Genomic DNA, 21,606 nt, shown 5'->3' with positions numbered 1-21,606 from the left:
TCCCGTCAAGTGTATGAAGGATTTTATTGCTGGATGAATACATACGCCCTGAGCGGCGCTGCTGTAAAAGATAATCCGTCCAGCTTTTCGATTGGTTCAAGTCCTGCTTGGATGCCATCTGAAAGCAAATTCCATTCTCCGGCCATATCCGCCGATATCTCTTTCTCTTCGTCTCCATTATATAAAACGACAACCGCCTTTGAATCCGAATCGTCCAGGCAGTATATCAAGGTATGGGCATCCCTGTATAAAATGGAGCAGTGATTTTGTATTTCGGATGCGGAGGAAAGCCGGAAAGCCGGATATTTTTTCCGGATTGCAATCAATCCTTTTACATATTCTACATTTTCCTGGAATCGGTCCCTCCGGCTCCAGTCGAGCCAATTGATTTGATCTGGGGATTTATAGCTGTTTTCGACATTATTCTTCGTCCTGTAAAATTCCTGCCCGCTGTGTAGAAAAGGAATTCCCTGTGACAAGAGCACAATAGCCGTGCCCAGCCTATGCCTGCTCATGCGCACATCAGCACTTTCTTCTGGACTGCATAGGGAAAGCTTATCCCATAAAGTATGGTTATCATGAGATTCAATATAATTGATTGTCTGATCTGGTTCATTAAATAAGCCTGGAGAATCCTTCCCCATATTGATGCTTGCCCTTATCAGCTGGGCCAATGCCTCTGTCTTGCCTGTGCTGCCAAGGATAAAGCCCCTGTCATAAATATTGAAAGTGCTGCCCTTGACCGTATCACGGAACCAATCATTAAAATGGGCAATCCGGGGCATTTTGCCTGAGTTTTTCAGGGTTGCCTTGGCCCCTGGATGAAGCGGAGTATTCAGATCCCATCCTTCACCGAGTATAATCGTGCTCTCATCATGATCATGGGCAGCCCGTCTTACCTCGTTCATTGTCTCGACATCGAGTATCCCCATTAAGTCAAAACGAAATCCATTGATACCATATTCCTTCAGCCAGTATTTGACTGAATCCAATATGAATTTCCGGGCCATCTTTCTTTCCGAGGCAAAATCATTTCCAACTCCAGTGCCATTGGAAGGCTGGCCGAATTCGTCATGCCTGAAATAATAGCCGGGCACTAATTTCTCAAATTGAGAGGTTTCTCTTTCATACACATGATTATATACGACATCCATGATCACCCTGATATTTCTCTCCTGGAGGGCGGCTATCATTTCCTTCAGCTCTTTGATCCTGGCATAAGGATCTTCCGGGTCTGAGCTGAAGCTGCCTTCCGGAGCGTTGAAATGAAGCGGATTATAGCCCCAATTGTACTCTTTTAGAGGCTCTGTCTCACTGATCCCTTCAAAGTCATTGAAGGGCTGCAGCTCCACATGGGTTATACCGAGTTCTTCAATGTAATCCAGACCGGTTTTCTTACCGGAAGCTGAGATTGTGCCTCCTTCACCAAATCCCCTGTAGGTGCCCTTACGTGTGATTCCGCTGTCGGGGTGAATGGAGAAATCACGTATATGCGCTTCATAAATAATGGCATCCGTTGCGTTCGGGAACGGGGCCATTTCTGGCCGCTTTACCGCTGTCTTGGATAAATCAACGATTACACCGCTCTTCCCATTCAACCCGACCGCCTTGGCATAGGGATCGACCGCTTCTTCCCATTTATCATTTATGAGAACTTTATATTTATAGTGCAGTCCTTCAAGGTTTCCTGGAACCTCACTGATCCAGACCCCTTTATCACCCCTGACACAGGGCTCTTCCTGAAATGGCCGGCCATCCTCCTCATATATCATCACCTTCACGTCTGCAGCGGTAGGCGCCCATACTTTAAAGACTGTTTTATCCATGGTATACCCCGCGCCCAGGTCTTCCCCGCTGTAATAAAACATCTCATCGAATTTTTCGGTTCTTATTATGGCGCCAGCCTGAAGCTTCGCATGATGGCCCTCACTATCCCAGACATCATATTGGGTGCCAATATGGACTTCAGAAGCCGGTTTGCATACATATTTCTCCTGCTCTTCCAGCTGCAGGGTCTCTTTTACTGACAGCTCTATGCGGTCTTCATTCTCCGCTGTTAAATAAAAGGTGCCGGCCTTCATCTTATTGCCGCCATGCGGGACCAAAATCGTTACCAGGTCTTCCGCATCAAGATATGCCAAAAACGGTCTGCTATTTTCCACGTGCTGTGCCTCCTCAGCCAATTCTAGGAATGATGGTAAGTCTCTCTTTTGAGATACTGATCCTGCACGAGCCGAAACCAGCCCATTCGCCGTCCGCCTGCACGGCCGTATCGGAATCTGCTGTGATCATTGCATCCGTAAAGGTCAAGCTCTCTACGTTCTTTATTCCTAAATGTCCGCCCCAGTAAACGGATAAAAACACAAATAACAATTTAATTGGCGAAATCGTATGCACTATTATCATATTTAACTCACCATCATCAGGAACCGCATGAGGGGCAATTTTTATACCGCCGCCAAAATATGGCTGATTCGCTGCGGCAATGAACCATACATTCGTATATGTATAGGAAGCTTCATCTACATGGACCGTCATTTCTGGACGTTTATAGGTGAATAGTTTCTTTAAGAATATGAGGATATACACAAGGCCGCCCAGCCCCAATTTATTAAATACCTTTTTCAAGCGTGAGCGTCCCGCTTCCAGCGCAATCTCAGCATCTATCCCTATGCCCGCAGAATTCACAAAAAGAGTCCGTATTCCACCTGACGTACATTCGGCTAAATCTACGGCTCTGACGGGCGCATCCAGATGGGCAAAAAGCTTAAGGATTTCCTGAAGAGATGAAGGAGCAGAAAATCCCCTGGCAAAATCATTTGCAGAGCCGGCGGCCGCCGCAGCCACCCTCACATCCGGAAATCCTTCAGTCCCATTAACCACTTCATGTACAGTGCCGTCACCGCCTATCGCAGCAATTGTGATCCTGCCGTTTGCTGCCAGGCATATCTCTGCAGCAATCTGCCTGGCATGGCCCGGCCCCTCGGTAAAGTAACGCCTGTACGTGAAACGCCGCTTTCGAAGCTCCCTCTCAAGCTTATTCCAAAAAACCAGCGCCCTCCCATTCCCCGCCTTAGGGTTGACGATGAAATGAAGAGGTTCTCCTTTGTTATATATCCTCTCCACTGGCTCCATCGAATTTCACCCCTTCTATGTCCAGCCTTGAATAATAGGAAGTCCGGCAGTGATCGAGCAGTATTTGTGCTGACTTGAGCTGCACATGTTTAAGCGGGGTCTTGATTCCCCTGATACGGACAAACCAGTTCTCAAAGCTTCTTTTATCAACAAAGTGGATGTCCGCGGGCGGCGATGGGGAATCAATGTAGCCATTTCGTGTCAGGATTGCCTTCTTTATTGGCAGATCTATCTGGTTTGCAGTCAGGAGCCTGTTCACCACTGCCGCTGTCCTATTGACGGAAAGCTGAGGATTCAATAGCTTTTTTTCTTCCTTCTTTGGAGCCCTCTTTATCCAGAAGCGCCCTTTCATTGGAAGAAAGGCTGCGTCTTCCTCGCCTTCAAGAATCGTTATGCACCATATTTCAACAGGTGATACCAGGATGATGTCCAGCTCGACAGGCGCCTGCTGCAGCTGAAATACAGGCTTGTACAGCACCAGGCATGTATCAGGGAAACGCTGCAGGAAAAATTTCAGTTTTTCATCAAAATAAAAAATTTGATCGACTGCTGACTTTTCCTGCAGTGTCGAACTTGCCCACTTGAGCTGGAACTTAAATATCTGATTGAGGAAGTTCCTCTTTAACTCGTCGATGCTTCTGGCAGCATGCGGCATCATCAGCTCAAGTTCTGCTGATTCCTCCTCATTAACAGGCGCTTCTTCCTCTTGCTCTTCCTCTTCCTTGACGTTTCTCTTGAATATACTTTTCACCCGTTCAAGCATTCCCTTCTCCTCGGAAGGATGAACATGCACGTTTTCTGCCATGTCCCCGGCGGGCTCACCAGATTCAAAAGCGGTCTTTAACTTTTGCCACTGCTGTGTTTTTAATCTCACGAATTGTGCCGGGTACCGATATATATCCTGTTCATACCTCGATACGTAATCCTGAAGCTTAATGAGCTGTCCCATCTGATTTTCTCCTTTTGTACATCCCTTTTATTTCATTGTATTAAGGCAAAGTCATATACTGTCTCATAACTTGGACTTTGACCCATATTTGTTTTGTATAGGGTAAAGCGGTCCGCTGTAAAGATGAATTCACCTAACAGCGGCAGATTTTCTTTAGAGAACTTCTCATCGCCCGCAAATTTGCGGGCCGTGGTGATATGCGGTTTAAACGGCTTTTTATCGAGGCTGAAGCCTGATTCTTCGCAGGCTGAGTAAACGGCCTGCTGCAGTTCAAACAATTCAGGCACTGCTTTTACTCCTGCCCACAGAATTCTTGGGGCAGAAACAGGACCGAATGTTCCCATTCCATCCAGAATCAGTTCGAACGGCTTCCTGCTGCGGGCGATATCCGCTGCCCTCTTGACGCTTGCTTCTAATTTCGGTTCATCTGCTTTCCCCAGGAAAGCCAGTGTAATATGATAATCGGCCGGATGAACCCATTTTTTAAATTGAAGCTGCCCATCTGATTTTTTTAATTGATCCTGAATATATTGCTTAGCTGCCTCAGGCAGCTTCACGGCATAAAAATAATTTGAGTGAGCGATATGAACATCTCCCTGTCTACCTTAGATTTTATCATTAATTTCTGTTAATTCACCTATATACATTAATGTACCCATTTTAGCAAAAGTCCTGTTTCCCGTTTATTAAAAATGTTGTTAAGTGAAGAGGGATATGATATATTACACAAGTATGAAATGACTGATTCAACCGTTTAGTCAAAAATAAATAAGCATCAGCCGGATTTTTAAAAATCCTCTTTTTTTAAATTAAATTGACCATTTGGACAAAATAGTCAAATATACTAACCGACGTGAAAGGAGACGAGCGTATTGAAATTGCTCAATTCGGTAAAAGGTGAATTTCTTAACATTTTTAAAACAAAGAAACTTCTGATTGCCATCATCGGGATTCTCTTCATCCCCTTGATTTACGCTGGATCCTATCTATGGGCCTTCTGGGATCCTTATGGCCGTGTAGACCATCTGCCAGTAGCCGTGGTCAATCAGGATAAAGGTGCGGTCTATGAGGGCAGGCAGCTTGAGATTGGTGACGATCTGGTAGATAAATTGAAGGAAAAGAAAACCTTTGACTGGCATTTTGTCAGCCCTGAGCAGGCAGAACGCGGACTGCAGAACCAAAACTATTATCTAAAAATCGTGATTCCGCAGGACTTTTCAAAAAATGCCGCTACCCTTCAATCGGAACATCCCAAAAATCTGGAATTGATTTATACTCCGAATGAAGGAGCGAATTATTTAACTTCAAAGATCGGTGACTCTGCCATAGAGAAATTAAAAGAAGAAATATCCGGTGAAGTCACTAAAACCTATGCAGAAGCCATGTTTACAAATATAAAGGATGTGTCTAAAGGACTGAAGGATGCTGGCAGCGGGGCTGGGGAGCTCCATAAAGGCATTGATTCAGCCAAAATTGGCGCTGACAAAATTGACAAAGGCTTGAATTCAGTCAAAACGGGGGCAGGCAGCCTGCAGAGCGGGATCAATACTGCCCTTTCAGGCTCTAAACAGCTTAATGGCGGCATTTCCCAGGTTAAGGATGGAACAGATACCGTTACAGAAAACTTAAAAACGCTTGCTGAAAGGTCTCTTATCTTCACAAATGGACTGGAAAAGGCATCTGCGGGTGCTGCTGATCTTTCTAAAGGACTCACTTCCCTGAACGGCGGCTTTACCAAAATGAAAGCAGGTCAATCACAATTGCTGGATGCCTCTAAAAAAGTCCAGGAAGGCACACAATCCATTTCGGCAGGAGCAGATAAGCTGGCATCAAGCACTGCAGAGTGGAAAAAAGGTGCTGATCAGACAGCAGAAGGCTCCAAACAGGTTACGGGCGGCTTGAATGAACTCCAGGCACAGATTGAAGCTCTATCGAAACAGAGTACAGACCCTGCAGAGAAAGCAAAGCTTGATAAAATCAATGCCCAGGTTGAGAAATTAGCAGCTGGCAGCAGTGCTGTTGACCAGGGTCTAAACAGTCTGTCTGCGGGAGCCCGTGAAATAGGGAGCGGCGCAGACAGACTGGCTACTGGTGCCGGCAGGGCTGACGAAGGTCAGAGCCGGATTTCAGAAGCCCTGGCTGCTTTCGGGAAAAAAATTGAGGAAGCTGAGGATGGAGCCGGCAGTCTCGAGGCCGGCGGCAAAAATCTATCAGCTGCCATGATAAGGCTTGCCGCTGGCTCTGAGCAGCTCAAGGATGGAACAGAGCGGCTTGCGGAGGGTGCCGGCCAATTGTCCGGCGGTCTGGAAAATCTGTCGGGCGGTTCTAACGAGTTAGTTAAAGGCATGACAAAACTCTCCGATGGCGGATCATCCTTGCTGAAGGGAATCGGCCAGCTGAATGGAGGATCCGAAAATCTTGTAAATGGTATGGATAAGCTTTCTGCAGGTGCACAGGAATTACAGGGTAAATTAAATGATGGTTCTCGGGAGACGGAAAAGGTCAAGGCAAACGATGGAGTGTACAATATGTTTGCCAAACCGGTCCAGGTCAAGGAAACTCAGCTCCACCATGTTCCTAACTATGGTACAGGCTTTGCACCTTACTTCCTGCCTCTCAGTCTTTTTGTAGGTTCCCTGGTTGTGTCGGTCATCTATCCGCTTCGTAAACCGGCAGTCATGCCGGCCAGCGGACTCAGCTGGTTCGGCGGAAAAGCAGCCGTCCTGCTCCTTGTGGGGATGGGTCAGGCACTGCTTGCAGATATTGCACTACTTGGGCTTCTTGGCCTTAAGGTTCAGAGCATTCCATTATTCATCATGCTCAGTATCCTCACAAGCTGGACTTTCCTGGCCATTGTCCAATTCCTTGTTACTTCACTGGATAATCCAGGACGATTCCTAGCGATCCTCATATTGGTTCTGCAGCTGATCAGCAGTGCAGGTACGTATCCAATTGAACTTGTGCCATCCATTCTCCAAAAGGCAGCACAGTTCTTGCCGATGACTTATGCTGTAGCAGGATTCAGATCGATTATCTCAACTGGTGATTTTGATTTCATGTGGCATAACGCGGCCATTCTCTCCGCTTTCTTCGGTGCAGCAGCACTGCTGACAGCACTATTCTTCACTTGGACCTTTAAGCGGGGCTCCCACTTAATAGAACAAAACGCGTAAATAAAAAGGATGACAGCATATGCTGTCATCCTTTTTCTATTCCAGAACCTGCTTTCACTGTGCAAGCTTATAGATCGCCTTTGCATATATAACTGCAGCCTTGATCATATCTTCAATTTCAATATATTCATCGAACTGATGCGCACGCTCTTCTTTACCAGGGAATAATGGGCCGAAAGCAACTCCCTGCTCAAGGGACCTGGCGTATGTGCCGCCGCCGATTGCAATTAAAGTCGCTTCTTCCCCGGTTTCCTCTTCATATATTTTCTTCAAGGTCTGGATCAAAAAGCTGTTTTCATCCACATGATGGGATTCATTGTGGGTAATCGTCTTAAGCTGAAAGCCTTGCTTCTCAGCCTCTGACTGAAGCGCCGACATACCTGCCTCATAATCATATGTGACCGGATAGCGGAAATTCAAACCGATTTGTCCGCCTTTTTCCTGTGAATATCTCATCGTCCCGACATTGATGGTTAAATCACCGGTGATGTCGTCTGAATAAGCCAGCTCTAATTTTCTGCCCCTGGAGTCACCAAAGAAATGATCGTGAAGGAACATGAAGAATTTTTTTGCCTCCCCAGACACCCTTCCAGATAAGAAAGCTGCCAGGAAAAGGCCGGCATTGACACCGTTGTCAGGCTCCGCACCATGTGCAGAGACGCCCTCAATTTCAAGAACAAGGCTTCCCGCCCCGTCCTTTGCCATTCCCTTTAACTCATGCTTTTGAAGGAATGTATGAAACTCCTGCTTCAGTGCCTCTAAATCCTCAGCCTGTACTTTCGCCACTGCATAATCCGGGACCATGTTAAGGCGCCTGCCTGACGAGAATTCAAGGACTTCCACAGGTCCGCCCGTGTCTTCTCCTGGCTTTAATTGCAGGTTCAGATCCCAGATACCCTTTTCTGCATAGATGATCGGAAAGTCAGCATCCGGTGCAAAGCCAAGGCTTGGCATTTCTTCTTTCTTAAAATAATGCTCTACACAGCGCCATTGTGTCTCTTCATCTGTACCAAGGATCATCCGCACGCGCTTATTAAGCGGCAGACCAAGGTCTTTTACGATTTTCATGGCATAATAGGCTGTCATGGTCGGCCCTTTATCATCAATGGCTCCCCTGGCATATATTTTCCCGTCACGGATTTCTCCCGCAAAAGGGTCGGAAGTCCAGCCGTCCCCCTCTGGAACAACATCCAGATGACAGAGGATGCCCACGATCTCCTCGCCCTCCCCCATCTCAATGTGGCCGGCGTAATTATCGACGTTTTTCACGGTGAAGCCGTCTTTTCGCCCTAATTCCAGCATAAACTCCAGGGCTTCCTGGATACCCTCTCCAAATGGAGCTTCCGGAGTCCCTTCCTCATCTTCCGGCAGTACACTGCGGATGGCCAGGAGCCGTCTTGTATCATCAATCAGGCTCTCTTTCCGTTCTTCAGCTTCCTTTTTCCAATTTACTTGTTCCATTATGTATCACCCCTGAAATTAATATGGACGCCTGATGTATGCAGCATATTCTATAGCCAGTATAGCATTACATCGATCCAGGATAAACGGCGGCACATTTCCCTGTATTCTGAAGCATTGCCAGCTACTGAATTTTCTAGCATATTTTACAAAGTTTAAGCCATACAAATTAGTGATATAAGTAATAAAGTTAATATTTTGTTAATTCCTGCCGATTAGGTAGCCGGACGCGGTCTCTTTCGTTACAATAGAGGTGCAGCATATATCCCATGCCAGGCACCCGGGGATTAATAAATTACTTGCATAAGGCTGGCCTGAAAGACTCATATTATAGTATGAATTTCTTTCGGCATTCCGCTTTAGAATCTGTGATTAGGAGTGGTTTATTTTGAAACCTTCAACAAATCGGATGTTAACACGTATCAAATCCATGTATGTATTTATCAGGAGCAACGGTACAGTCTCAACTCAAGAACTTGTAGAAGAATTCGGCATCACTCCGCGGACCATCCAAAGGGACCTGAATGTCCTTGCTTACAACGAGCTTGTGAAAAGCCCGAGCAGAGGATTATGGACTGCCACAGCTAAAAAAGTGAAACTAACCTCTTAGTAATCTGCTAAAACCATTAAAGGCAGTGCATGTGCACTGCCTTTTCCCATTTGAAAAGGCCGGACAGCTGCCGCGGCCTTTTTTCATTTATTCAGAGCGCCGTCTAAGCAGGGCTAGCTCCTCTTCTGTGAGCTCACGATACTGTCCGAGCTCCAGCTCTTCGTCAAGCTTCAGGGGACCCATGGATATGCGCTTCAGGAAAACCACCCTTTTCCCCCTGGCCGCGAACATCCGCTTGATTTGATGATACTTCCCTTCCGATATGACAACTTCCACATCGGACATCGCGCCTGCTTTTAGTATCCTTAAGTCGCCCGGCTTTGTCATATATCCATCCTCGAGGAGAACTCCTGCCCTGAAGGCTTCAATGTCATCTTCTATGACTTCGCCTTCGATCACGGCAAAGTATACCTTATCCACATGCATCTTTGGCGACAGCAGCTGATGGGCAAGCTGCCCGTCGTTCGTCAAAAGTAGGAAGCCCTCCGTATCCTTGTCCAGTCTGCCGACCGGAAACGGTTCAAAAACGGCATCTTCGGGTTCAAGCAGATCAATGACAGTTTCCTGGACTGCATCCTCCGTCGCTGACAGCAGGCCCTGGGGCTTATTCATCATCAGATAGATGAATTCCCTGTACTGGACAGTTTCACCGCTTACCGTCACCAGGTCAGCCTCTGGATTTACATGCTGTTTAGCATCCTTAACAGGAACATCATTTACTTTTACAATTCCGGCTTTCAAAAGCTTTTTCACTTCACTCCGGGTGCCGTAGCCCATATTTGCCAGCAGTTTATCAATTCTCATACCGTTCATTCAATTCCTTTCTGTTTCTGCCGTTTAAAAAAAGGCCCGGCTACCCGGGCCCTGACATTCTATCCTTTCAGCTTAAGCTTGCGCTGCAGCCTTTCAACCTGAGACCCGAACAATTTATGGGCAAGCTTGCTTTTCAGGGCGGCCGCGAAGTAGACTGCTGCCCCGACCAGCGCACAGCCGGCTATCACAAGTAAGGATTGAACCCTGGCTTCTGTATCCAGGAACAATCCAAGCAGGCTCTCTGCGGCGAATACGGAAATGGCCATAAGCAGTGTCAGGAAGATCATCAGGATCATCCGCCTGATCACGAGCGAATAGCGATAGCCGGTAAAATATTGGATTACATAGAAATTGATTAAACTTGCGGCCAGATATCCGATGCTGGTCGCATAGATGGAACCCTTTGTTTCAAAAAGATGGATCAGCGGGATATTCAGGCTCAATTTCAGCAAAATGCCGACCATGAGGCTGAGGATTGTAAAGCGCTGCTGATTGATACCTTGCAGGACAGCGGCACTGATCGAGAACAAGGCAAACAGGATGGCAGCAGGTGCATACGTCTGGAGGACCTCGACCCCAAGCTTATCATACCCATAAAAAGCGGAATACACAGGTTCAGCCAGCAGCGCCATGCCGACGACTGCGGGGAATGTCAAGAACAGCAGGATCTGGATGGCCTGGTTCAGGTGATTCGTGAACGATGTATATTTATTTTCCACATACGCCTTCGTTATATTGGGCACAAGGCTCAGCGAAAAGCCGGTTGCCAGCGTCATCGGAATGATGACCAGCTTCTGGGCTGCGACATTCAGAATGCCGAGCGCATTCCCTGTTTCTTCCCCGGTTGCTCCGGCTTCGGCCATTGCCCGATTGAATGTCAATGTGTCGATCCACTGGAACAGCGGCATGGCAATACCCACAAACACAAATGGTATCGCATATAAAATAATTTCTTTATAAATGTCCTTCAGAGAAACATCCAGTGTCCCCTTGTCCTCTTCCAGGAGTTTGTCAAAGTTCGGCTTGCGCTTGATCCAGTACCAGACAAGGACAGCAAGGCTGCCGATCGCTCCCACGAAGGCCGCGAATGTAGCGGCACTGATGGCTGTGACAAGGCTGCCATCCATGACCTTCAGAACAACAAATGCGCCCCCGAGAAGGACTATGATCCGGACCAGCTGTTCGACCACCTGGGAAACCGCTGTCGGACCCATGGATTCATGACCCTGGAAAAACCCTCTGATCAGGCTCATGAACGGGATGAGGATCAAGGCAAAGCTTACCGCCCTGATGACTGTGGTAACTTCCTCAACTGTAAAATTCCTGGCCTCGCTCGCCGCTGCGAATACAGGGGCCAGCAGATAGAGAAGGATGAAGGCGATCAAGCCGGTCGCCATCATGACCTTAAGGCCCGATTTAAAAAGCTTACGGCCGACCTTATATTCGCCCATGGCATTATACTTGGCGATGAACTTCGAAACGGCGAGCGGCACGCCCGCAGTCGCGATGCTTATAAAAATCGTATAGGGCACATACGCGTATTGATATAATTCAAACCCTTCCACACCTACAATAGCATCAAACGGAACGACATACAGAAGGCCCAGTACTTTAGACAGGACCATCCCGATAGTAAGGACAAAAGTGCCCCTTACAAGCTTAGATGACATATGATCCCTTCCTGTATCTATACGAATTAAACACGCATTTAATCATATCATAGTTCAAAAAAAAACATGATGTAAACACATGTCTTCCATAATTTTCACACTTCCCCATTGTACCTGCACCAACTCCTGTTTACAAACAGAAAGTACAGGCGGTGTTAAAGCATGGTCAGGGAGGGGACATCTGCATAGAATACTGCCTGCTCTCTCCTGGCAGTGAAATTCCTCTGCTCATCCTTCACGCTTTCGCTTTTTGATTAAGTGCCATGCCGCCCAGGCAATCAGCAGGAGAGGGCTCAAAACAGGCGCTCCTCCGATCAAAAAGACCATCAGCCCAGAGATGAAGCCCGCCAGGCCCTGCACAGTCTGAATAAAACTTTTCTTGCTGCGCTCCCATGTATTCAGTTCTTTAGTATCAAGCTCGGGAACAACAATCCCATTTTCCGCCACATGAAGGCTGACAGAACTGAAGGCACTATTTTTGTCCAGATACTGCATCCTTCCTTTAATGCTTTCAATTTCTTCCTGTATCTTTCCTAAGTCACTCGAGATTTGAAGCAGTCCTTCCGTTTCCTCTGCTCTTTCCATAAAACTGTACAGCCTCTTTTCCACAGCCTGCTTTGCTTTAAGACGGGAAGCAAGGTCCACATATTCCTCCGTGACATCTTCCCCTTTGACCGACTGCGTGTTTATCTTAAAGTCCTTTATGCCTTCAAGCCGGCTCAGGAAGGATTGCAGGGCAGGCTGCGGGACCCTGATTTCAAATGTGCCCTCATGGCTGTTTTCCTCCGCATTATAAACTTCCTTGGTAACAATATACCCTTTGCTTGAAGCAAGCTCTTTTTCCAAAGCATTTTCGAACCGGCTGAATTTTTTAACTGCCGCATCAATTTCTGCTTTATAAATGATTTTCTTTTCAGACGGACTTTCATTGGTTTCAGACTTTTTCTCCCCTATTTCTATTTTGTCGCTGCTGTTTTCCGCAGCATCTCTTTTTTCAGTAGAACCGGATTCGCTTTTCATGCTTCCATCATTGCTGCAGGCAGCAAGAGTAAATATCAGGACAGCCGCAGCCAATGCTTTACATATCGATTTCATATCTGGATCCCCCTTTTTCCAATAGACGTCTTGCCTCCCAAAAATGTTGCAAATCCTGCCAATTGTTTTTTTATAGAGAAGTTATGCTATATAATAAGGTAATATTTTGATCACACTTTTTAATGGATTGATTAATGAATATAGAAATCAGGGTGATAAATAAATGGAATATGATGTAATTGTGATTGGCGGCGGTCCCTCCGGCCTGATGTCTGCCATTGCGGCCGGCGAAAAGGGCGGCAAGATTTTATTGATTGACAAGGGTGAGAAACTTGGGAGAAAGCTGGCCATATCCGGAGGGGGAAGATGCAATGTGACAAACCGTCTCCCTGTTGATGAAATCGTAAAACATATACCGGGGAATGGACGATTTTTATACAGCGCCTTTTCTGAATTCAGCAATGAGGATATCATCCGTTTCTTTGAAAACCTGGGCATTGGGCTCAAGGAGGAAGATCACGGAAGGATGTTCCCGGTTACAGATAAAGCACAGAGTGTTGTCGATGCTCTCCTTTCCAGGCTTGAGGATTTAAAGGTTACCATTTATACAAATTCTCCGGTGAAGGATGTTTTTTACGAAAACGGACGCTTTGACTCTGTCCTGCTGAAGGACGGACAGAAAATCCGCGGAAAAGCCGTCGTTATTGCGGTTGGCGGGAAATCTGTCCCTCATACAGGATCAACGGGGGATGGGTATGCATGGGCAAAAAAAGCCGGCCATACCATTACAGACTTGTTCCCGACAGAAGTCCCTGTCACGTCAAATGAATCCTTTATAAAAGAAAAAACGCTGCAAGGGCTGTCCCTGAAAAGTGTGGCACTCAGCGTATTGAATCCAAAAGGGAAAGCCTTGATCACCCACCGGATGGATATGATCTTTACCCATTTTGGCATATCGGGCCCGGCCGTTCTGCGCTGCAGTCAATTTGTTGTAAAAGCAATGAAGAAATGGAATCTTCCCGCCGTTACGATGAAATTGGATTCTCTCCCTGACCAGAATGCCGAAGAGCTGTTCCAGGCCATCCATCAGGAAGTCAAGCAGGAGCCAAAAAAAGCTGTTAAAAACATATGGAAAGGCTTGCTCCCAGAGAGATATCTCCATTTTCTGCTGGAACGGGCCGGCATCGACCCAGGAGCCCAAGGCTCAACGATTTCCCATGAGAAGCTCCGGGCATTTGCAGGTCTCTGCAAGGAATTCACGTTCACTGTCAATGGCACACTGTCTCTTGAAAAAGCATTTGTCACAGGAGGAGGAGTTTCTGTCAAAGAAATACATCCGAAAGAAATGGCCTCCAAATTTATGGACGGCCTGTATTTCTGCGGTGAGATTCTTGATATCCACGGCTACACCGGCGGCTATAATATTACCTCTGCCCTGGTCACAGGAAGGCTTGCAGGATTGAATGCAGCCCTATACAGCAAGGGCTTAAAAGTGAAAGGATGATCTTTGAATGAAAGCACTGGTATTCAATGAATTTGGCGGTCCAGAGGTTTTATCTTATACAGAAATACCCGCGCCTGAGATCGGCAGCCATGATGTATTGGTTGAAACAAGAGCAATCGGCCTGAACTTTGCGGATATTTACCGCCGGAAAGGCAATTATCACCTGGTCGGAAAACCGCCTTTTATACTCGGATATGAGGGTGCGGGCGTAGTGGTGGAAACAGGGGCTGATGTCACATCCCTCAAGCCTGGGGATGCTGTTGCCTTTGCTGATGCTCCCCATGCAAATGCTGAGTTTGTCGCCGTCCATGAAGATCATGCCATTCCCCTTCCCCATGATATTTCGTTTGAGACGGCGGCTTCCGTTATGCTTCAGGGATTGACTGCCCAATACCTGACACATGACAGCCATTCAGTGGAAAAAGGCCAGACGATCCTCGTGCATGCGGCAGCAGGCGGTGTCGGCCAGCTGCTTACAGGAATCGCAAAGCATAAAGGGGCATATGTAATCGGACTTACTTCTTCTGAAGAGAAAAGAATGACTGCCCTGAAGGCAGGCGCTGATGAAGTGTTTCTGTACAGCGGCAGCTGGACGGATGAAGTGCTTGAATTTACAGGGGGCCGGGGAGTGGATGCAGCTTATGATTCAATAGGATCTACCCTTATGGACAGCTTCCTCTGCACCAGGGAACGCGGGACGGTGGTCTTTTATGGAATGGCAGGAGGAGATCCTGCACCGGTCGATCCAAGGATGCTTATGGATACCTCCAAAACGCTGACTGGCGGAGATCTCTGGAGCTACCTGACTTCGAGAGAAGAACGGCTCAGCCGTTCAGAAGGTCTTTTTGAGCTGATCAGGAGCGGCGCGGTCAAGCTTGCTCCGCCAACACTGTTCAAGCTTAAAGACGGTGCCGGGGCTCACCGCCTGATTGAAAGCAGGAAAAGCTCCGGCAAGATTTTGCTCATCCCCTGATTTTCGGGAGTGCCAGCCCCTTTCGATTTATAGAAAGGACATTTTTACATCTTCCCCTTCGGCTATGCAATCGATTATACTAGACTAATAAGTAGTCAGGAGGTTAGAGCAATGGCTGAAACACCTAAAAAGAAAGTGAGCCTGCAGGATGCAATCAAGCAGCAGCTCGCCAATAAAAAAAATCAGACTTCAGGAAGCCAGAATCATGGCGGAGGTTTGCAGGGCGGTCAGAAAATGAAAAGCCAGCAGACAAAAAAGGTCAGCAATCAGCGCAGGAAGATGGGCACTTAATGCTTACCTGCTGAATCAAACAAAAAAATGCACCCGCGTTTCATACGCAGGGTGCATTTATTTTTTCCGGTAGATGACCATGGCGCTGAAACAGTAGATTTGTTCCTCGTCTTCCTCGCTCATGGCAGCAACATGATACTTAATATCGACAATCTGATTATCCTGTACATCCCTAAGGAATGAGTTCATTCCCTTTTCCAGATCTTTCTCATGTTCATAATCAAATAGCTTTACCTGAATCACAGCCGCTTATCTCCCCTCGCTTTTTTAGCCAGTATGGCCAAAATGAGGAGGGAATAAACAATTCAAAATTATTTAAATACTTTTTCGCCCTTCCAGTCCAGCATGCCGCCTTCCATGTTAACAACCTGATACCCCTGGTCCTGAAGGTAGGAACATACTCTCCCGCTCCTTCCGCCCGAACGGCAGATGAAGATATACTCCTTGTCCTTATCGAATGAATCAAGCCTCTCAGGGATATCACCCATTTTGATATGGATGGCGCCTGGGATCATGCCTGTTTCCACTTCTTCATCCTCGCGCACATCCACGAGCAGCAAATTTTCATCTTTTTCTATTTTCTCCTGAAGCTCATCTGTAGTAATGGTTTTATAATTTTCCATGGTACCCTCCACTATTGAGTATTACTTAAATTAAATCCATGCTGAGGTAGCGTTCACCGCTATCCGGTGCAATACACAGCACCTTTTTGCCCCTGCCGAGCCCGACGGCTGTCTCAATGGCTGCATAGACGGCTGCCCCTGCAGAGAGGCCGAGGAATAGTCCTTCTTCCCTTGCAAGCCTTTTGAACATACCGACAGCATCTTCATCGGCAATCTGCACGATTTCATCATATACCTTCTCATTCAGGATGCTCGGTATGAAGCCTGGACTCGTGCCCACTAATTTATGCGGACCCGGCTTGCCTCCTGACAGCACCGGGGATCCTTGGGGCTCCACGACCGCAATATACAGGTCTGGGAGCAGTTCTTTCAGCTTTTCTCCCGTACCCGTTATCGTACCGCCGGTGCCGGCGGTCGCAACGAACGCATCCAGTTTCCCGTCCATCTGGCTGTATATTTCCATGGCTGTCGTCGTGCGGTGGATATCCGGATTGGCGGCATTCTCAAACTGCTGCGGAATGAAGCTTCCCGGTATGCTTTCCTTTAACTCCAATGCTTTTTGGATGGCACCCGGCATCTTCTGCTCGCTTGGCGTCAGCACGACCTCCGCTCCATATGCTTTAAGGATGTTGATTCTTTCCTGTGTCATGTTATCCGGCATGATGAGGATCGCACGATACCCCCTTGCAGCCGCCGCCATGGCTAGGCCTATGCCTGTATTGCCGCTCGTCGGTTCGATGATGGTATCGCCCGGCTTAAGGCGCCCTTCTTCCTCTGCGGTCTTGATCATATTGAATGCGGCCCGGTCCTTGACGCTTTTGGACGGATTGAACATTTCGAGCTTTACATAGACGTCTGCCGCTCCTTCCGGGACGACCCTATTTAAACGGACCACCGGTGTATCACCGATCAAATCCGTAATATTGTTTACAACCTTCATAGTTAAAATCTCCCCATTTGATGGCTTATCGTTATCATCATTGTATCAAAAACCTTATTATGATTACCAATGGGGTGACTTTTACGCCATCAGTATTAAAAAAGCAGCGTTACCTTAGTAACAGCTGCTGATTCGCCCGCTTATGATGCCCTTTTTATATATTTGAACTGGCTCTTCGATAATACCGTTTTTTGCAGGCGGTGCCCCATCAGGCCGGCCGCTGCAGAAAGTATAATATCCTTTGGCAGCGGAGCAAGCATCCACAGCCAGGCGACTTTATAGCTGAATGCCGGCGGGCTTGCGGCCCATAGTTTGTAGGCCATATACATCCAGTTGGTCCCGAACAGATAATTCACCGCCATCCCTGTCAGGGCGGCGGCCACATAAGCCTTCGGGCTTTTGTACTTCTCAATAATTCTGCCTGCGATATAGGCCGTAAAGATATAGGATAGAATAAATCCGAAAGTAGGGCTCAGGATGGTTGAGAAACCAGCCCCGAACTTTGCGAATACCGGTATGCCTACCAGTCCGGCGAGCGCATATCCGGTCATGGCAAATGCCCCCAGCCTGCTGCCGAGGACAAGCCCTGCCAAAACAGCAAAAAACGTCTGGAGCGTAATCGGCACAGTACCAACCATCATAAACGGAGCAACGGAAGTGATGTTGGCACCAATCGCCATAAGCGTAATAAACAATGCAGAAAGCGTCAGGTCAATCGTTCTAAGCTTCATTCAATTTGTCTCCCCTCATATGTATACCTTAAAGATAAAGTCGCAGACTCGTTTTGTCAACCGTTAATTAATTAGGTTTACATACATCCAGGAAATGGGGCCTGTCCCTTATTTCCCGGACAACCCTTCACCCCTGTATGCATACTCCGGCAAGGGATTGGCCCCCGGGAAATGGGGGACAGTCCCCCATTTCCCATGTTTAAATGCTCTATTGAAGGCAATAGTTTGAGGGAGTGGATTCTTTAAACGGGGAGGTTGGTTTGTGATGAAAAGTAATGGACTTATGAAGCTTGCAGTGAATGTCCTGGTTCCGGTTGCGGGCGGGACTTTGACTGGTTATCTGGCATCGAGGAATACGAAGGAAATTTACAGGGATTTGAAGAAGCCGGGTTTTCCCCCTCCGTCATGGGTTTTTCCAATAGTATGGACAGGATTGTACACACTGATGGGCGCTGCGCGGTACCGTGTGGCGTCTAAACAGAGCCAGGATCCAAAGAGCCTTGCCTTTTATAACACCCAGCTCGGACTTAATTTCCTTTGGTCTTTCTTGTTTTTCAAATGGGGACTTAGAGGGACTGCCTTTCTCGAAGTTGCCATGCTGTTTTCAATGGTGACTCTTACAGGGTATGAGTTTTACCAGGAAGACAAAGCTGCAGGACTTGCCATGGTTCCATATGCCCTGTGGGCAGCTTTTGCGATGGCCCTGAACTATTCAGTGTGGAAGCTGAACAGACAGAAGAGCTGAAGGCTGCAAACGAAAGAGCCAGGCTTCAGTTCCCGCTGTCTATGGCGGGGGCATGAAGCCTGGCTCTTTTTTTGTACCTGCCTATTCAAGTGACTCTGTTTTTCGATAATCAGCCATAAAAATATCTATCGTCTCCTCAAGAGGACCATCAGCATCCGGAACCTGCACAATCAATTTATTCTTTGACGGAATCGGTGTGATGGAATAATTGCTGAAACGGTTGATTTCTAGCTGCAGCCGCAAATCCTCGGCAAGCTCTTCTGCATCCACCGAACTTTTTAATACATAGTGATGGTTTTTCATCTGCAAACAGCCTCCTTATATCGTGCCCTGCAGAAATAGTATACCCCCGAATCCTGATAATTTAACAAAGACAGCCTGCAAAAAGCAGGCTGCCCTTTTTAATTAATTTGCTACGATATTGACAAGCTTCCCTGGAACGGCGATGACCTTGCGTACAGTCCTTCCATCCAGCTGCTCCTGGATTGTGCCGCTGTCCATGGCCATCTGCTCAAGCTCCTCGCGGGATGCCCCTGCCGGAACCATAAGCTTCTGCTTCATTTTACCGTTAACCTGGACCACGATTTCCACTTCATCAGCTACCAGCTTGGCTTCATCATAAGCCGGCCATGCTTCATAGGAAATGGATTCAGTGTGCCCAAGTTTCTCCCACAGCTCCTCACAGATATGAGGACAGATAGGGGAAAGCATTTTTACAAATCCTTCAATATAGGCCTTTGGAAGCTCATCTGCCTTATATGCTTCATTGATGAACACCATCAGCTGGGAAATTGCCGTGTTGAAACGAATGCCTTCATAGTCTTCCGTGACTTTCTTGACTGTCTGGTGATACACCTTTTCAAGGGAAGCACTGCTTTCCTTGTCTGTCACTTTAGGAGAAAGTGAACCATTCTCTTCTACCAAAAGGCGCCAGATTCTGTCAAGAAAGCGGCGTGAACCATCCAGCCCGTTCGTTGACCAGGCGATGGATGCATCCAGCGGCCCCATGAACATTTCATAAAGACGCAGCGTATCTGCTCCATGACTTTCTATGATTTCATCGGGATTGACAACATTGCCTTTGGATTTACTCATTTTTTCGTTATTTTCACCAAGGATCATGCCCTGGTTATACAGCTTTTGGAACGGTTCCTTTGTCGGGACCACGCCGATATCGTATAAGAATTTGTGCCAGAAACGCGCATACAGCAGGTGAAGCACCGCATGTTCGGCACCGCCTACATATATATCGACCGGAAGCCATTCTTTCAGCTTTTCTGCATCCGCCAGGGCTTCCTTGTTGTCAGGATCAATATAGCGCAGATAATACCAGCAGCTTCCTGCCCATTGCGGCATGGTATTGGTTTCACGGCGCCCCTTCCGTCCATTCTCGTCCGTGACATTCACCCAGTCATCAATATTGGCAAGCGGGGATTCGCCAGTGCCTGAAGGCTTGATTTCTGTTGTTTTAGGAAGGATAAGCGGAAGCTCCTCTTCTTTGACCGCCGTGCTTTCTCCGTCTTCCCAGTGAATGACGGGAATCGGCTCACCCCAATAACGCTGGCGGCTGAACAGCCAGTCGCGGAGACGGTAAGTCACTTTCTTCTCGCCTATCCCTTTGTCCTCAAGCCAGGCGATCATCTGCTGGATGCCTTCTTCTTTATTCGTCCCATTCAGGAATCCTGAGTTCACATGGGGGCCATCGCCGGTATAAGCTTCAGACTCGACGTCTCCCCCTGACACCACTTCGGTGATTGGAAGGCCGAATTCCTTCGCGAATTCATAATCACGCTCATCATGCGCAGGAACTGCCATAATGGCACCTGTTCCATAGGATGCAAGCACATAATCAGCGATCCAGATCGGCATTTTTTCCTGATTGACAGGGTTGACTGCATAAGCTCCTGTGAACACACCGGTTTTTTCCTTCGCAAGGTCCGTTCTTTCAAGGTCGCTCTTATGCTTGATTTTATTGATATAAGCGTCCACTGCTTCCTTTTGCCCGGCTGTGGTGATCTTTTCCACAAGCTTATGTTCTGGTGCAAGCACTGCATATGTGGCGCCAAACAGTGTATCAGGACGGGTTGTAAAGACTCTGAAGGTTTCCTCGCTGCCTTCTACTTGGAAATCCAGCTCTGCACCTTCCGAGCGGCCGATCCAGTTGCGCTGCATGTCTTTCAGGCTTTCCGGCCAGTCAAGCTCTTCCAAATCCTCAGCCAGACGGTCGGCATAGGCCGTGATCCGAAGCATCCACTGTCTCATCGGGCGGCGTTCCACCGGGTGCCCCCCGCGTTCACTTTTACCATCAATCACTTCTTCGTTGGCAAGTACGGTTCCAAGCGCCGGGCACCAGTTCACCGGCACTTCGTCTACATACGCAAGGCCTTTTTCATATAACTTGAGGAAGATCCACTGTGTCCACTTATAATACTCTGGATCTGTCGTATTTACTTCACGGTCCCAGTCATAGGAGAATCCGAGCTCTTTAATTTGGCGGCGGAATGTCTCGATATTCTGCTCCGTGAATTCAGCCGGGTCGTTCCCCGTATCCAGTGCATATTGCTCCGCAGGCAGCCCAAATGCATCCCAGCCTATCGGATGCAATACTTTGAAGCCCTGCATCCGTTTCATCCTCGACAGGATATCAGTTGCCGTGTATCCCTCGGGATGTCCGACATGCAGCCCCGCACCTGATGGATAAGGGAACATATCAAGCGCGTAAAACTTCTTTTTATTTTCATCTTCGCTTGTTTTGAATGTTTTGTTTTCTTCCCAATGCTTTTGCCACTTTTTTTCTATTTTCTTATGAAAAAAGTTCATGTTCTTTCCTCCTATTTTCCTTCTGCAGATCATAAAAAAATCCTCTCATCCCTCCTAAAAAGAGGGACGAGAGGATTGTTATATCTTCCCGCGGTACCACCCACATAAGTGCCAAAACATCAGCACCCGCTCA

The 21,606-nt window shown here is 47.5% G+C and carries 20 protein-coding genes and 1 other annotated feature (1 of these 21 only partly in view); of the genes, 6 read left to right on the top strand and 14 right to left on the bottom strand.

Going from position 1 to position 21,606, the window contains the following annotated elements; genetic code table 11:
- Positions 1–23: 23 nt before the first annotated feature.
- Genes pulA through thpR form a run of 4 tightly spaced genes read right to left on the bottom strand, consistent with a single transcriptional unit; the run spans position 24 to position 4,641 of the window.
- Positions 24–2,162, bottom strand: coding sequence for a type I pullulanase (pulA, locus tag V1498_RS04740; protein ID WP_409297142.1), 2,139 nt, complete (start codon positions 2,160–2,162; stop codon positions 24–26).
- Positions 2,163–2,175: 13 nt separating this feature from the next.
- Positions 2,176–3,135, bottom strand: a complete 960-nt coding sequence (locus V1498_RS04735) for a diacylglycerol/lipid kinase family protein (protein ID WP_409297140.1) — start codon at positions 3,133–3,135, stop codon at positions 2,176–2,178.
- Positions 3,110–4,084 carry an NERD domain-containing protein gene (locus V1498_RS04730; RefSeq protein WP_409297139.1) on the bottom strand — a complete coding sequence of 325 codons (975 nt, stop codon included), beginning with the start codon at positions 4,082–4,084 and terminating at the stop codon, positions 3,110–3,112. Before V1498_RS04730 ends, V1498_RS04735 begins: the two co-directional genes overlap by 26 nt.
- 32 nt (positions 4,085–4,116) lie before the next feature.
- Positions 4,117–4,641, bottom strand: coding sequence for an RNA 2',3'-cyclic phosphodiesterase (gene thpR, locus V1498_RS04725; RefSeq protein WP_409297137.1), 525 nt, complete (start codon positions 4,639–4,641; stop codon positions 4,117–4,119).
- A 315-nt stretch (positions 4,642–4,956) separates the two neighbouring features.
- Between thpR and V1498_RS04720 the strand changes: the two genes are divergently transcribed.
- Positions 4,957–7,257, top strand: a complete 2,301-nt coding sequence (locus tag V1498_RS04720) for a YhgE/Pip family protein (protein WP_409297135.1) — start codon at positions 4,957–4,959, stop codon at positions 7,255–7,257.
- Between the two features lie 54 nt (positions 7,258–7,311).
- Here V1498_RS04720 and pepV read toward each other — a convergent pair whose 3' ends face one another.
- On the bottom strand, positions 7,312–8,718 hold the full coding sequence (gene pepV / locus V1498_RS04715; RefSeq protein WP_409297134.1) for a dipeptidase PepV: 1,407 nt from the start codon (positions 8,716–8,718) through the stop codon (positions 7,312–7,314).
- 388 nt (positions 8,719–9,106) lie between these two features.
- Here pepV and V1498_RS04710 point away from each other — a divergent pair, with 388 nt between their 5' ends.
- A complete protein-coding gene (locus tag V1498_RS04710; RefSeq protein WP_409289901.1) occupies positions 9,107–9,328 on the top strand; it encodes a DeoR family transcriptional regulator in 222 nt (73 codons plus the stop codon).
- 87 nt (positions 9,329–9,415) lie between these two features.
- On the opposite strand, the gene V1498_RS04705 is transcribed toward V1498_RS04710, so the two are convergent.
- The 3 genes from V1498_RS04705 to V1498_RS04695 form a co-directional block, all read right to left on the bottom strand.
- Positions 9,416–10,132: a pseudouridine synthase gene (locus V1498_RS04705; RefSeq protein WP_409299145.1), complete on the bottom strand. Its 717-nt coding sequence runs from the start codon at positions 10,130–10,132 to the stop codon at positions 9,416–9,418.
- Between the two features lie 68 nt (positions 10,133–10,200).
- Positions 10,201–11,811: an oligosaccharide flippase family protein gene (locus V1498_RS04700; RefSeq protein WP_409297132.1), complete on the bottom strand. Its 1,611-nt coding sequence runs from the start codon at positions 11,809–11,811 to the stop codon at positions 10,201–10,203.
- 228 nt (positions 11,812–12,039) lie between these two features.
- Entirely contained in the window at positions 12,040–12,906 is an 867-nt protein-coding gene (locus V1498_RS04695) for a DUF4349 domain-containing protein (protein WP_409297131.1), read from the bottom strand.
- A gap of 163 nt (positions 12,907–13,069) precedes the next feature.
- Between V1498_RS04695 and V1498_RS04690 the strand changes: the two genes are divergently transcribed.
- The 3 genes from V1498_RS04690 (at position 13,070) to V1498_RS04680 (ending at position 15,614) form a co-directional block, all read left to right on the top strand.
- Positions 13,070–14,350 (top strand): NAD(P)/FAD-dependent oxidoreductase, encoded by a 1,281-nt coding sequence (locus V1498_RS04690; RefSeq protein WP_409297129.1) that lies wholly within the window; start codon positions 13,070–13,072, stop codon positions 14,348–14,350.
- 7 nt (positions 14,351–14,357) lie between these two features.
- Complete coding sequence (locus V1498_RS04685) at positions 14,358–15,323, top strand: quinone oxidoreductase family protein (protein WP_409297128.1); 966 nt, start codon at positions 14,358–14,360, stop codon at positions 15,321–15,323.
- Positions 15,324–15,434: 111 nt separating this feature from the next.
- Positions 15,435–15,614 carry a hypothetical protein gene (locus V1498_RS04680; protein WP_409297127.1) on the top strand — a complete coding sequence of 60 codons (180 nt, stop codon included), beginning with the start codon at positions 15,435–15,437 and terminating at the stop codon, positions 15,612–15,614.
- A 57-nt stretch (positions 15,615–15,671) separates the two neighbouring features.
- On the opposite strand, the gene V1498_RS04675 is transcribed toward V1498_RS04680, so the two are convergent.
- The 4 genes from V1498_RS04675 to V1498_RS04660 form a co-directional block, all read right to left on the bottom strand.
- Positions 15,672–15,857 (bottom strand): sporulation protein Cse60, encoded by a 186-nt coding sequence (locus V1498_RS04675; RefSeq protein ID WP_409297125.1) that lies wholly within the window; start codon positions 15,855–15,857, stop codon positions 15,672–15,674.
- Positions 15,858–15,925: 68 nt separating this feature from the next.
- Complete coding sequence (locus V1498_RS04670; RefSeq protein ID WP_409297123.1) at positions 15,926–16,237, bottom strand: rhodanese-like domain-containing protein; 312 nt, start codon at positions 16,235–16,237, stop codon at positions 15,926–15,928.
- Between the two features lie 25 nt (positions 16,238–16,262).
- Complete coding sequence (gene cysK / locus V1498_RS04665; RefSeq protein WP_409297122.1) at positions 16,263–17,177, bottom strand: cysteine synthase A; 915 nt, start codon at positions 17,175–17,177, stop codon at positions 16,263–16,265.
- Between the two features lie 140 nt (positions 17,178–17,317).
- Complete coding sequence (locus V1498_RS04660) at positions 17,318–17,908, bottom strand: biotin transporter BioY (protein WP_409297120.1); 591 nt, start codon at positions 17,906–17,908, stop codon at positions 17,318–17,320.
- Between the two features lie 265 nt (positions 17,909–18,173).
- Here V1498_RS04660 and V1498_RS04655 point away from each other — a divergent pair, with 265 nt between their 5' ends.
- Positions 18,174–18,653 carry a TspO/MBR family protein gene (locus tag V1498_RS04655; protein WP_409299143.1) on the top strand — a complete coding sequence of 160 codons (480 nt, stop codon included), beginning with the start codon at positions 18,174–18,176 and terminating at the stop codon, positions 18,651–18,653.
- 81 nt (positions 18,654–18,734) lie between these two features.
- Here V1498_RS04655 and V1498_RS04650 read toward each other — a convergent pair whose 3' ends face one another.
- Together V1498_RS04650 and leuS are read right to left on the bottom strand one after the other, a co-directional pair.
- The gene (locus V1498_RS04650) at positions 18,735–18,956 is read right to left on the bottom strand and encodes a hypothetical protein (protein ID WP_409297119.1); all 222 of its coding nucleotides are present in this window, start codon (positions 18,954–18,956) and stop codon (positions 18,735–18,737) included.
- A 102-nt stretch (positions 18,957–19,058) separates the two neighbouring features.
- Positions 19,059–21,473 (bottom strand): leucine--tRNA ligase, encoded by a 2,415-nt coding sequence (gene leuS / locus V1498_RS04645; protein WP_409297118.1) that lies wholly within the window; start codon positions 21,471–21,473, stop codon positions 19,059–19,061.
- 59 nt (positions 21,474–21,532) lie between these two features.
- Positions 21,533–21,606 (bottom strand) — a binding site (T-box leader); it runs 158 nt beyond the window's last position.

Source organism: Paraperibacillus marinus, from assembly GCF_046237605.1.
GTDB lineage: Bacteria > Bacillota > Bacilli > Bacillales > DSM-1321 > Paraperibacillus > Paraperibacillus marinus.
The sequence above is the reverse complement of the archived record's forward strand: the minus strand, read 5'-3'. Positions and strand labels throughout refer to the sequence as shown.